The 12,412-nt window shown below is 34.3% G+C and carries 11 protein-coding genes; all 11 read right to left on the reverse strand.

Annotated elements, in window-relative coordinates; all coding sequences use genetic code 11:
* Positions 1-6 precede the first annotated feature (6 nt).
* The 11 genes from ACHAJD_RS02030 to ACHAJD_RS02080 all read right to left on the reverse strand — a co-directional run bounded on the left by ACHAJD_RS02030 (position 7) and on the right by ACHAJD_RS02080 (position 12,333).
* Positions 7-840, reverse strand: a complete 834-nt coding sequence (locus ACHAJD_RS02030; RefSeq protein ID WP_435584186.1) for an HpcH/HpaI aldolase/citrate lyase family protein — start codon at positions 838-840, stop codon at positions 7-9.
* Complete coding sequence (gene citD, locus ACHAJD_RS02035; RefSeq protein ID WP_435584187.1) at positions 830-1,096, reverse strand: citrate lyase acyl carrier protein; 267 nt, start codon at positions 1,094-1,096, stop codon at positions 830-832. Before citD ends, ACHAJD_RS02030 begins: the two co-directional genes overlap by 11 nt.
* On the reverse strand, positions 1,089-2,348 hold the full coding sequence (locus tag ACHAJD_RS02040; protein ID WP_435584188.1) for a methylaspartate ammonia-lyase: 1,260 nt from the start codon (positions 2,346-2,348) through the stop codon (positions 1,089-1,091). Before ACHAJD_RS02040 ends, citD begins: the two co-directional genes overlap by 8 nt.
* Position 2,349: 1 nt before the next feature.
* Positions 2,350-3,819, reverse strand: a complete 1,470-nt coding sequence (locus ACHAJD_RS02045; RefSeq protein WP_435584189.1) for a methylaspartate mutase subunit E — start codon at positions 3,817-3,819, stop codon at positions 2,350-2,352.
* A gap of 10 nt (positions 3,820-3,829) precedes the next feature.
* Positions 3,830-5,206 (reverse strand): methylaspartate mutase accessory protein GlmL, encoded by a 1,377-nt coding sequence (gene glmL, locus ACHAJD_RS02050; protein WP_435584190.1) that lies wholly within the window; start codon positions 5,204-5,206, stop codon positions 3,830-3,832.
* Positions 5,206-5,610, reverse strand: a complete 405-nt coding sequence (glmS, locus tag ACHAJD_RS02055; protein WP_435584191.1) for a methylaspartate mutase subunit S — start codon at positions 5,608-5,610, stop codon at positions 5,206-5,208. The genes glmL and glmS overlap by 1 nt, the downstream gene beginning before the upstream one ends.
* 413 nt (positions 5,611-6,023) lie before the next feature.
* Positions 6,024-7,574: an HD domain-containing phosphohydrolase gene (locus tag ACHAJD_RS02060; RefSeq protein ID WP_435584192.1), complete on the reverse strand. Its 1,551-nt coding sequence runs from the start codon at positions 7,572-7,574 to the stop codon at positions 6,024-6,026.
* A gap of 11 nt (positions 7,575-7,585) precedes the next feature.
* Complete coding sequence (locus ACHAJD_RS02065; RefSeq protein WP_435584193.1) at positions 7,586-8,149, reverse strand: phosphatidylglycerophosphatase A family protein; 564 nt, start codon at positions 8,147-8,149, stop codon at positions 7,586-7,588.
* Between the two features lie 87 nt (positions 8,150-8,236).
* Positions 8,237-9,187, reverse strand: a complete 951-nt coding sequence (fmt, locus tag ACHAJD_RS02070) for a methionyl-tRNA formyltransferase (RefSeq protein WP_435584194.1) — start codon at positions 9,185-9,187, stop codon at positions 8,237-8,239.
* Between the two features lie 10 nt (positions 9,188-9,197).
* The gene (priA, locus tag ACHAJD_RS02075) at positions 9,198-11,537 is read right to left on the reverse strand and encodes a primosomal protein N' (protein ID WP_435584195.1); all 2,340 of its coding nucleotides are present in this window, start codon (positions 11,535-11,537) and stop codon (positions 9,198-9,200) included.
* 4 nt (positions 11,538-11,541) lie between these two features.
* Positions 11,542-12,333 (reverse strand): Cof-type HAD-IIB family hydrolase, encoded by a 792-nt coding sequence (locus tag ACHAJD_RS02080; RefSeq protein ID WP_435584196.1) that lies wholly within the window; start codon positions 12,331-12,333, stop codon positions 11,542-11,544.
* Positions 12,334-12,412 lie beyond the last annotated feature (79 nt).

Raw genomic sequence — 12,412 nt, forward strand, 5'->3', positions numbered from 1 at the left:
ATCCACCTACAATTTGTTGTATCGTTTTGCTTTATCTAATATATTTTTAGCACGTTCAATGACTGGTTTATCAATCATTTTACCATCTAAACTAAAACGGATACTGTTAAGTGTCTCGCTTTGATGGACAATGCGTTTTGATTCATCAATAAGTGCTTGTGTGGGGCTTAATATATCGTTAATAATGCTTACGTGGTTAGGATGGATGCTTGCTTTCCCATCAAAACCTAGTTGAGCAGATTTTTGTGTATCTATTGCTAAACCTTTACTATCATGAACATCAGTAAAAGGGGTATCTATCGCAAATTTATTAAAACTTTTTGCAGCTAAAATCACTTGAGTTCTTGCGAACAAAATTTCATCGCCTTGTAAAGTTCTATTTATGGATAATGCACGGGTTAAGTCCTCAGCACCAAGTAATAAGCCTTCAATAAGTGAATGACGTGCGATATTTTCAAGTTCAAAAAAGGCGTGAGGGGTTTCAATTAATCCTATAATCGGAAAGTTAATAGAAAGTTCATCATAAAGATGTTCTATTTGATAAAGTGCCTCTGTGGATGTTTTTGGTAGAACAATTCCTTTAATATTAAGGCCTTTAATTGTTTCTAAATCTTTTTTAAATAAATCGTAATCTAAATGACTATTGATACGAATATAGATTTCAGGTTTGATAAAGTTATAATACGACAAAAACGTATGCGTTAGCACACGAGCTTCATCTTTTTGATGCAAACTTACTGCATCTTCAAAGTCTATGATAATGGCATCTGCTTCGAACACATCAAGGGTTTGTAGCATGCGAGGAACATCCCCGGGTATAAAAAGATAACTACGACTCATTAGTAGCCTCCTTAAAGCGCAAGATGGCAGTTTCTAAACGAGCTTCAATGGTGTAATCAAGCGCACCTTTATCTTGACATAACACATAAATATTACTGATATTATGTTTTTTTAATTGGCGTTTTATGACTTTTTCAATTTGTTTACCGAAAGCATCAAATACAATACTTTCAATATCAATTTTTAAATCTTTATGGGCTTTTAGGGTAATCATGCAATCGCTTGATTCTAAAGAACCAACTATAATGTTAGGCATTATTTTTTTGGTTTCTTTCAATTAGTGCTAACGTTCTTGCCATATGATTTTTAACAATCATTATGCCTTCATCAGCACCCATTCCTGGTTTTGCAAGACATTGTTTAGCCTCGCAAGCAATTGCGATTGATGTGGTTACTTCTGCACTAATATTCGTTTCATTACAAGTACCACCACTGTATGCGCCCATATTATGTTTACGACAATAAAGTAATGCTTCTATAATATTGTTAACGCCACCTAAATCAGGGGTTTTAACTTGAACCATATGACCTGCTAGATTATCTGTAAAATAGATAACATCTTCAAGGGTATTACACCATTCATCAGCAACAATTTCGACATGAACTTGATCGTCTTCATCAATCATTTCTCGTAGTTTTTTAAGTGCTAACATAGTGCCTTCACGATTACCTTCATCAACTGGACCTTCAATACGTAGTAGAAAAGGTGCAGCTAATAATGATAGTTCTTTAAGATAGTTAAACATTTTTTTATAATTGTAATCAAATATGATTCCGATTGTTCCATATACATCAATATGTAAAATGGGTTCATAGTCTTCACGCATACGTTTTTGTACGATTCTATTTCTTAACCATTTAACATACTCTTTTAATATTTCGCCATCATGACCAAGCTTTGTGTCTATATTATTGATTAAAGCATGTGGCATGACATCGACTTCTTTAATAATCATTTTATCGACATTTGAATAACGCTCATCACCTGATTGTGCAAATAGCGGTACTGCTTCATAAGTCATTTTTTTAATATGATATTCTTTTCTGATAATTTCAGGCATTGTAACACGATTTGCTTTTGCGGTTGCATCAAGTAATGCTTGTGTTATTCCATAACGCATGGCAGTATGAAGACGTTTGTTTTCTATAACAAGTGTATCAAAGTATTCTGCGTTCTTTTTAAATGCCGTTACATCTAGATTAAGAAGTCTAGGTTTAATGTGTTGTTCAAAATAAATTTTTCCTTCACTTGCTAAAAAGAGTGGATCTCTACCACCAGTACCAGAATATTGAACCGCTGCAGCATCACCATGAGCAATTGAACCATCTTCAAGGATTAACATAATAGATAATGATTCTCCAGGTTGCCTAATCGCTGTAAACTTATCAGTGACAGACTCACCTTTATACATAAAACCATCCATTAAAGCACCTTGTTTTATAGCTTTTTGATCGTCAAAATAAAACCCAGTTAGTCCAGGTGAGCAAATTGCATCAATAATTTTCATATTAGGCTTCCTTTCTTTTTTGTGGCTTACCAACAAGAATTCCTTGACTAACTGCATAAACATCATCAATCGTCATTTGGAATGAAACTTCACGGTTTTCTAAAATGGCACGTTCTTTTAACTTATCTTTATGGAACTGTTTTACCTCATCATCAAAAGCTAAATTTCCAAACTCAAGAATTCGGATATTTCCATCCGCATCACGAGCAGGTAATATTTTTCCCGCATTCATTTCACTTGGGGCAAACGGAATGTCAATAAGGCCCATTGCAAATCCTTTAACAGCCCCTTGAGCTAAATCCCCTTTACCTACGTTTAAAATAGCAGTAATCATCGATTTAACTTCTTTTTGAATCATTTCTTTTTCGATTTTTAATTCTTTTGATGAAGGATATCTTTGTTCTTTTAATAGTCTTGTTATGATTTTTGATGCACGCAGTCCTTCTGCGTTAGCTTCCATGGTTGGAACACCTTGAGATTCATGCGGTGATTTAGTGATCATCTTCGTAGCGCCACCTAATGTAGCAACTGTAGAAGCATAAGAAATCAGTCCCATAGACTTAGCTTCATCTTGTGGGAACCCCCCCATCCATTGATGGAATACAGTTGTGACAAATATGTCATGATGCCCAAATATTTTAAGGTAATAATTAGTAAGTTCTTCAAGGGTTTGAAGTGCAGCAACATCTTGTGTTATATTCCCGCCCTGTCCATATCCTACTGTAATATTTTTAACACCTTGCTCCGCTGCTAAAATAGACTCTATTATAGCGACTGTATGAGAAATTGAAGGGGGTACAAGTGTCCCTGTAAGTGGTCCGTAGGGCTCACGGTTAATTTCAATTCCTTGTTCTGCATAATACCCCACTAAACGATCACAATATTGCCAGTAGCGAATGGTGTCTTCTAAACCAATGTTTTTTGCGTAAGGAATATTATAGGATATCCCTCCACCTTCATTAGATGTCCAACCTGCAGCATGAATAATTTCTGTTAGTAATCTTGCATCCGGTGTACCATGTCTAGCTTGTAGAGGACTGTTGACACTATCTAGAACTTTTTTACATCCTTCAACACCGTAGTTTACGGCTGGAAAGCCATTTAAAAGGCTACGACCAACTTTTTCAGATTCTTTAATCCCGTCTTGCGCATTTTGATATCTGTTTTGACGGGTATATGAATCAATGGTAGAAGGGAGAAAATCCGCTTCACCTTTGGTTTCTAAGTATTGAAGTAGTTTAATATGTTCATCAAGTAAAGCAACCCCAGCACGTGGCTGTATCATAGTGATGCCTTGCTCTTTAGCAAGGCGAAGTTTTTTTGCAAAGTTTTTATGATCTGGGATACTTTTTAAAGTTTCAACGGCTTTATCTAAATCCAAAAGTGGTGAAGCACCTGTTTCCCAGTGTCTAAGTATTTGTTCGCGTTTTTTTAAAAATTCTTCCCACGGAATTTTTTTGTTCGTAATCATGCTTGGCCTCCTACTCAAGATGTTCTTTCATTAGTTTAAGTGCTAATCTAGGATATTTTTGACTAAGTAGTCCCATTGCTGATAAGATATACTTTCTATCTATAAGGAAGATAGGATCAGCTGGTCTTAACTCAAGTTTTTTATCTGCTTTATGGTTAACTTCTTTTAATATTTCTTTTGCGTCATCGTTATTTATTAAAACACCACCAGTACCAATAACATACTTAGTATCTGTTAAATCTTTACCTGTTTGATAGTACATATTTCCAAGTGGTGTGTAAACAACTTCAACATGACCGACATGTCTGCTCATTGAAAAGTCACAACAAATTCTAGCTAAGGCTTTATCGAATTCGCGTTCTTCATCAGTATCAGGGAGATAATCTACATTATCATGACGCTTTTTAGCGGCAATTTCAATATCACAATCGTATTGATAATATTGTTTAAACTCGTAAGGTGATACTAAACTTAATAAAGCATTCGCACTATAGCGCATACCTAAATCGCCTTCAACCGTACGTTTTGCGAAAGGTTCTTGGAGTCCTTTAAAGATAACTTCAGATCGTTTTGGAAAGCCTTCTCCAATGGTGTGCACATCAGTAGTTGCGCCACCAACATCGATTACCATTAGTTCTCCATACCCCTCAACATCTTCAAAGCCTTTGGCTAAAAGTTCTGCTGCAAGCAAAACCGCTTCTGGCGTAGGCATTATGATTTCACCTGTTTTTTCTTCAGCTTTTTTAATTCCTTTAGCTTCTATAATTTTAGTAATAAATATTTGTCTAATAATTTTCTTAGCATCTTTTACATCAAGTTGTTTAAGTTTTGGCATAACGTTGTCACAAATATAGTATTCTTGATCTGAATCCTCAAATATTTCTTCGATTTCATCGGCTGCATCTTTATTTCCAGCTACTATGATTGGAACATCAAGCTTAGCGTCTTTTAATTTTTTCGCATTATGGATAATGCATTCTTTATTTCCGCCATCTGTTCCTCCAGCTAAGAGGATAATATCTATATCAGCAGATTTAAGCTGTTTAATTTCTTTACGACTTAAGTGATGACTGAAAACTACGTTTACAAGTGCTCCTGCACCTAAACAAGCGCGTTTAGCAGCCTCAACTGTTAACTCTTCTACTAGTCCTATAGCAGCCATTTTCAAACCACCAGCAGCACTTGAACATGCTGAAACACCCGTGATTTCTGGCATGTCTGAATATGCGGCATGCAGTTTCTCGAGTGCTAAATCAAACCCATCAAGTACATTTGTTTTAACGGTGGTCATTGCTTTAGATGTGCCTATAAGTGTTTCTTTTTCTAAATCAACAACAGTTAACTTAGTGTAGGTAGATCCAAAGTCAACAAGTAGGTGTGCTCCCATTATTCACCCAGATCCTCTCTTAAGTGCCTGACCGCATCTTCAATGTTAGTTCCTGGTGGGTATACACGGTCGAAGCCCATTTTTTTGAATCGTTGTTCGACTTCTTTAAAATCTTGCTTCCCTACAACGATGTTTCCCCCAACGTAAAGCTTAACATTTTCTAATCCCGCTTCTTCACAGTTTTCTCGCATATATTTACAATCAATTTCCCCGTGTCCGTATAATGAAGACACTAAAATTGCTTTTGCATTTGTTTCAATAGCCGCATTAATAAAATCTTCTTGAGAACTTAATACGCCAATATTTACAACATTGTACCCGTTTTCTGTTAATACATGTTCAATGATTTTGTTGCCAACTGCGTGAACGTCAGCGCCGATAACACCAATAACTACAGTTTTCATAAATTCAATCCTTTCAGATGTCTAATAATGACAAAAAGGACAACTTTTTTATGGTTAAAAAATTATCCTTTTAATAGTTTTTTTCGTGAACAAAAACATGTGTCGTTCCCATTTGAAACGGCAATCGTTAAAGACGCACTTGCGATTTTTGTATGTATACGAATCATCGTCTTTACCTCAATGGTTTTGTTTATATTTTTGTAAACGCTTAACACATTTTTTATTATACTCCTATTTATCAAATAATCAAGCGTTTTTATCAAAAACATAAAAACGCTTACAATATTTAATGTTTGCATGCGAATTGGTCATAAAAAAAGCGTGTACAAACACGCTCTTTTGGTGGGGTGAGTATCCCCATAAAATTCTTCAGTTTAATTGATGTTTTTATCGGTTATTTAGCAAATTTATTCTTAAGCCATTTTCAGTTTGAAACGTTGATAATAATCTTCAAATTCTCCACTATATTTAATGAATCTATCGAGGATATATGGCTCGAAATAATCTTTAAACTCAAGTTCTAATAACTCAACTGCTCTTTTATGTGTTAATTCGGTTTTGTAATTTCTAGATTGTCTTAATATTTCATACATTTCAGCAAGCAATATAATTTGTCCTTCTTGACTTCTTTGAATGCGTTTCATACGTTCGGTAAATGATCTGTCAAATGTTTTTTCAAAGTGTGCACGAATGATGTCTTCACTTTTTTGGTTTAACTGAAGACGTTTAATGATAATGCTACCAAGAATTGTTTTTTCTCTAATCACTTGATAATCACGCTCATTTAGGACTTCTTTGCTTTCGTATTCTAAAATGGATAAATCTTTAACGCGATCAACGTGGATTTTTGAATATTCAAATATCTCTGTACATACGTTAGGACTCAGTCCTAAAACATTACCTAGTCGTGAGGCAATCTCTGCAACGCGGTGTGCACTAGATGCATCTTCAACAAGTGAATGCGTATTGAATACGCTTATTACATCAAACACATCGCCAACGACAGCTTTAAAGTCTGTTTCCATGTCACGACGTTTTACAAGTTCTTCTTTACGCTTATCATTCATCATCTCACCAATTGCAACAGATGAATACAAAGCGATATTAAAGATAATTAAGACTAAGGTTCTTAATATAATATCAATGGCAACGTTAGGATTATCTATAAATAAGTAATTGTATAATGCTTCAATTGAGCTTGCTTGTAAATATAAAGGGTGCATGATAACAACATGAATAACGGTCATTAAAACTAATACCCATTTAAACAAAATCCTTAGTAAGTTGGCATCTTGGTAAAGTGCAATTACCACTAACGCGAAATAAATCAAAACATAACCTGCTTGTGTAATAGAAAAGTCGGTTGTATTAAGTGAATCGCCTATGCCTACACGTAGTTTAATGTACACAGCAAAAGATGCAAGTATGATATACACACTTGCGATATACATCGCCATTTGTTGTTTTAAAAGTGTCCTTGGTTGTTCTTTAATAATACTTTTGAGTGTCCTATTGATCGTGAACATGACGATACCAAATCCAAAGATTACAATATAGTTTGGGTTTTGATTTCCAATGAGGGTAAATAGTAAAAACACGATATTCGTAATAATTAAAATGTTTTTGATTACACGGTTTCTACGATATAACACACTGGTTTCATCTAAGATATCTACCCCTGATTCAAAGTTAAAACGATCAGCTGCTTTTTTAAAAAGGCGTTTATAAAATACTCTAAAACGTCTTCTTAAATTTGAAACATCTTTTGGTTTTTTTTCTTTTGGGGTTGAATAGGATTTAACTCTATCTGCAGTACTTTTTAAAAACATGGCAAGTTTATCAAAACGTGTCGTTTTATTTGGATCTACACCTTTACTGACTTTTTCAACATACTCTTTAAGTTCTTTTGGATCTTTGTCAGCTTTCTTAAAAAAATCGTCTAGGTTCTTTTCGTGTTTCGCCATGTACTCACATCCTATAAATCAAAGTCGAGTTTAATTTCCTTATAAGTTGGATCTTTTCTAGCTTCTGTTTCGTTAATTACTTGTGCGACGCGTGTTGAAGCTGCTGCAGCAACGGCACCGACAATATCATCTAAGAAGGTATGACATTTTGGGTTAGCCCCTTTTCCATCCTCATTTAATTTTGCAACGATTAGAGGTTTGTTAACGTCAATATCTCCAAAGTTTGTTTTTCCGATGGTTCCATATAATCCAGCGATTTCTAAACCAAATAGTTCATCGATTCCGAACATTCCTAAGTCTGAATGTAAGATTTCTCTAATGGGTTCTTTGATTAAGTTTTCTTCGGTTAAACGATCAATTTCTGCGCCGAGTTGTAAAATGTGAAAGGTATCTCTTAGTGAAAGAATTTTCTCTACTGAGTCAATACACTCTTTCATAGAAATATCATTGCTCCATTTAGATTGTTGCATATGTGCAATCTCTGCGATATCTTTAACGGTTACACCGCGGTCTTTTAAGGTTTGTATATTCATTGCTAACATTTCATCACGATTAAATAGTGAACGCTTTTTCATCAAATACTCTCCTTTTTTATTGATTAATATATAATTATATCACTTTTCACTTTAAATATAAATGCTAAATATCGCTAATTTCCTAGCTTATTCGCCTAATTTTGACCCTACGTTTATAAGTTGACGCCCTGAACCATTCATAAAATCTTTTGCTGACATGGCTTTTTTGCCAGCGAGTTGAACTTCGGTTAAAATTAGCACACCATCGGTACATTTTACGCCAATACCATTATCGAATACCTTAATAACTGTGCCATTTTCATCATCTTTATGATGTTTTATAAAGTTAGAACATTGATGAACTTGTGCTTTAATGACTTTGAGTTTTTGACCTTGAATGAACGTAAATGTGTTTGGTTCTTTATAAAATGCACGGATTTTAGCCTCAAGGCTAAAGACGCTTTCGTTAAAATTTAAAGCTTCTTCTTCAGGTTTTAAATTAAATGCATAAGTGACTAATGATTCATCTTGTTTAATAGGCTCAATGGTTTTATCAAATATTTTAGGTAATGTCTTAAGTAATAAATCTCTTCCTATTAATGCCAATTTATTAAATAAGCTCTCAGCCGTATCTTCTGGTGTGATGGGGATTGCTTCTTGTGCTAGAATTGCCCCTGCATCCATTTTTTTACTCATCATCATAATGGTTATGCCTGTTTCTTTTTCTAAAGCCATAATTGCTCTTTGAATCGGCGCACCACCACGGTATTTTGGTAGTAAACTTGCATGCACATTAACGGCTTTAAAAGGTGGAAAGTTAAGGAGTGTTTCCGGAATAATTTGACCATATGCAGCAGTAATAATAATATCTGGATTTGAATCTAATATAACCTGGTAATCCTTTTTAATTGAAGGGGGTTGAAAGACACTCAGACCCTGACTTAATGCATATGTCTTAACTGGAGGAGGAGAAAGTACGCGTTTTCTTCCTACAGGCATATCAGGTTGCGTTACTACAAGCACAACTTCATAGGTTTTACACAGTGCTTCTAAAATTGGCACGCTAAATGCCGGGGTTCCCATAAATACTATTTTCATACGTATCCTCCTAAAGTAAACTTGGATGATGATCAACTAAAAACCCGTATTTAGATAAATCAATGTTTCTTGCCATTTGATTTATTAAAGGCATTAAGTTTGGTTCATCAAGATATTTGAGTAATATGTGTACACGGTATTTTCCGCTAATTTTACTTATTTTCGGTTTAATTGGTCCGATGATTTTAGTTGACACGCTACATTCTCTTTTAAGAACTTTTAAGTATTCGGTTGCTTTATTAAATGCAGCATTATATTTATCATGAATAATGGTAATGCTTAACAGTTTTTTAAACGGTGGCATTCCTGCATGTTCACGTAGATTAATTTCATGTTGATAAAAATTAGTGTAATCGTGGTTTTGAACGTCTTTTAGTACAGGATGCGTACTGTCATAAGCTTGAATGATGACCTCGCCTTGTTTTTCTCTTCTTCCACTTCTTCCAGCCATTTGTGTTAATAGATTGAAGGTATCTTCTTTCGCATAATAATCAGGAATAAATAAGGACATATCCGCACTTAAAATAGCAACTAAACTAACACGTTCAAAATCTAAGCCTTTAGATATCATTTGAGTCCCAACTAAAAAGTCTCCGTCTTCTTCAAATTGATGTAGTATTTTTTCATGCGCTTGTTTTTGAGTCGTTGTGTCTTTATCCATACGATATATTATTGCCTCTTTAAAATGTTTTTTTAGTGTTTCTTCAACCTTTTCACTTCCGATACCCATATATCTAATGTGTGTACTTCCACAAGAAGGACAAGTATTTGGCATGGGTTTTTCACTACTGCAGTAATGACATTTTAAGTTATTTGTGTATTGGTGATAAGTCAAACTCACATCACATTGATCGCATTCAATGGCTTTACCACAACTTCTGCATAACACAAAGTTCGCGTGACCTCTACGGTTAATAAGCAGTAGGGTTTGTTCGTTTAGTAAGAGGCGTTTTTCCATAGCATCTATCAGTGTGTTTGAGAATATTGATTTATTCCCATTAATAAATTCTTCTTTCATATCCACAATAGTAATGTTTGGTAAAACACTTTTTAAAGCCCGATGTTTTAGTTCTAATAATTCATAGTGACCATTTAATGCATAATAATAACTTTCCACTGATGGGGTTGCAGACCCTAATATTAACGGGGCTTTATGCGTTTTACTTCTTAAATGGGCAATCTCTTTTGCGTGATATCTAGGAGTATCTGTTTGTACATAACTATCACTATGTTCTTCATCCATAATAATAAGGCCGATATTTTTTATTGGAGAAAATACGGCACTTCTTGCACCAATTACAATATGCGCTTCGTTTTTAATGACTTTGCGCCATTCATCGTATTGTTCACCTTGTGTAAGTCTACTATGATAAACCACAACTTGCTCACCAAATCGCGCTTTAAATCTTGCAGTCAGTGCAGGTGTTAAACTAATTTCAGGTACCATGATTAAGACACTTTTTCCGGTTTTAACCATACGAGAAGTAAGTTCTAAATACACTTCGGTTTTTCCGCTTGAGGTAATGCCGTGTAAGAGATATGTAATGGGTTGATTAAAAGTCGTTGTGATACGATTTACTGCTTCAAGTTGTGCTTCATTTAAAGTAACTATTTTATCTTTTAACTCATATAAAGTTTCTTGTTCACGATATTTTTCTTTAGATAAAATCGTGACAACTTTTTTGTCGATTAACGTATTTAATGTTGATAGTGTACTACTTGTATCTTCAAGTAATGTTTGCTTTAACGGCATTTTATGGTGTGATAAATAATCGAGTATTGCCTTTTGCTTTGCGCCTTTAAAGGTTTCATTGTGTTCATTTAAATAAACGTATTCTTCTGATTTTATCCCTGTTTTTTGTTTGACTTTTGTGCGCTGTTCTATGACACCTTCATCAATCATGGTTTTTAAAATTTTGTAACATTTAGGCGGTATAATATCGTAATTAATAATCGGTTTATCAAAAAAAACTTCGAGGGTTTTATCGAGTTTTTGTTTATCTTTCAAAATTAACTGTTTTTGATAAGTCATACGCATGGCATTTGGTAACATGGCATGTAAGTATTCAATACGTGGTGTGGTATATTTATAACTTAATGTTTCAGCTAAGTGCAACATTTCATGATTAAATACTGGTTTAATATCTAATAACCGTTTAATCGGTTTTAAGGTCTTTAGTATAGATGTTTCTTTTAGTTCAATGACAATCCCACTAATCGTTCTTGGTCCAAATGGAATTTCAACCCTTTGCCCAACTTCAATAAGATTGATAAGTTCTTTTGGAACTAAATAGTCAAAGCCCTGATCAACTGCTTGATGGGCAACATCTACATATACAACAGCAATCATGACTTCACTCCTTTGTAATAAGGTTTAACTTTATAAGTGCATTATAAATACCGTCACAATCGTAACGGTCGGTTACACTTGCTGCGCAAGTTTTTATGTAATCTTTACTATTCCCCATCGCAAAACTATTTGGAATATATGATAGCATTTCTTTATCATTATCGCCATCGCCAAAACAAATAGCATTTTCTAATGGTATATTCAAATGGTTGAGTACCATTTCAACCCCGTCTTTTTTACTACGGTCAGTTAAGACCACATCAAATCCATCGCTAAGCCATGGAACTAATTGTAAGTCTTTTAAAGCCTCTTTTAATTCGATAAACTGTTGGTCATTCGCAAATGCCCACATTTGATAAACATCGTGCTTTTTGTAAAAAAATTCATCTTCTATAGGCAGTGGCATACTAGCATCATTAAACATATGAATGGCTTCTTGTGTTAATTGATTGATGCCTTGTTGATGCATTCCAATATAACCATAGACAAGTTCTTGTGCTTTGAAAATGGCTTTTACTTTTAAAATAGACTCTAAGTCTAGTGGGTCTTTATGAATAATAACGTTATCATGTACGATTATTTGTCCATTTATGGTAATATAGATATCAATGAAAGGTTTTACAGATTCAATCACATCAAGCATGTATAAAGCGCGCCCTGTGGCAATACCAATATAAACATCCCCACGTGCATGGAGTTTTTTAATTGCTTCAAGTGTTGATGTTGGTATATTTTTTTTAATTGGGTCATAGATGGTATGATCGATATCAAAAAATACTATTTTATTTGGTTTCATCTGTATCACCTTCAAAAAAATTATAACACATATGCGTTGGTTTATAACGCTAAATAAGATATAATAAACATGATAAAAA

The organism is Liberiplasma polymorphum, from assembly GCF_043951795.1.
Taxonomy (GTDB): domain Bacteria; phylum Bacillota_I; class Bacilli_A; order Izemoplasmatales; family Izemoplasmataceae; genus Liberiplasma; species Liberiplasma polymorphum.

What these genes read in the sequence shown, in the direction of transcription:
- citD (WP_435584187.1), bottom strand. Translation starts at nt 1,096, where the DNA reads ATGCCTAACATTATAGTTGGTTCTTTAGAATCAAGCGATTGCATGATT.
- ACHAJD_RS02030 (WP_435584186.1), bottom strand. Translation starts at nt 840, where the DNA reads ATGAGTCGTAGTTATCTTTTTATACCCGGGGATGTTCCTCGCATGCTA.
- glmS (WP_435584191.1), bottom strand. Translation starts at nt 5,610, where the DNA reads ATGAAAACTGTAGTTATTGGTGTTATCGGCGCTGACGTTCACGCAGTT.
- priA (WP_435584195.1), bottom strand. Translation starts at nt 11,537, where the DNA reads ATGATTGCTGTTGTATATGTAGATGTTGCCCATCAAGCAGTTGATCAG.
- ACHAJD_RS02040 (WP_435584188.1), bottom strand. Translation starts at nt 2,348, where the DNA reads ATGAAAATTATTGATGCAATTTGCTCACCTGGACTAACTGGGTTTTAT.
- ACHAJD_RS02045 (WP_435584189.1), bottom strand. Translation starts at nt 3,819, where the DNA reads ATGATTACGAACAAAAAAATTCCGTGGGAAGAATTTTTAAAAAAACGC.
- ACHAJD_RS02080 (WP_435584196.1), bottom strand. Translation starts at nt 12,333, where the DNA reads ATGAAACCAAATAAAATAGTATTTTTTGATATCGATCATACCATCTAT.
- ACHAJD_RS02065 (WP_435584193.1), bottom strand. Translation starts at nt 8,149, where the DNA reads ATGAAAAAGCGTTCACTATTTAATCGTGATGAAATGTTAGCAATGAAT.
- ACHAJD_RS02060 (WP_435584192.1), bottom strand. Translation starts at nt 7,574, where the DNA reads ATGGCGAAACACGAAAAGAACCTAGACGATTTTTTTAAGAAAGCTGAC.
- glmL (WP_435584190.1), bottom strand. Translation starts at nt 5,206, where the DNA reads ATGGGAGCACACCTACTTGTTGACTTTGGATCTACCTACACTAAGTTA.
- fmt (WP_435584194.1), bottom strand. Translation starts at nt 9,187, where the DNA reads ATGAAAATAGTATTTATGGGAACCCCGGCATTTAGCGTGCCAATTTTA.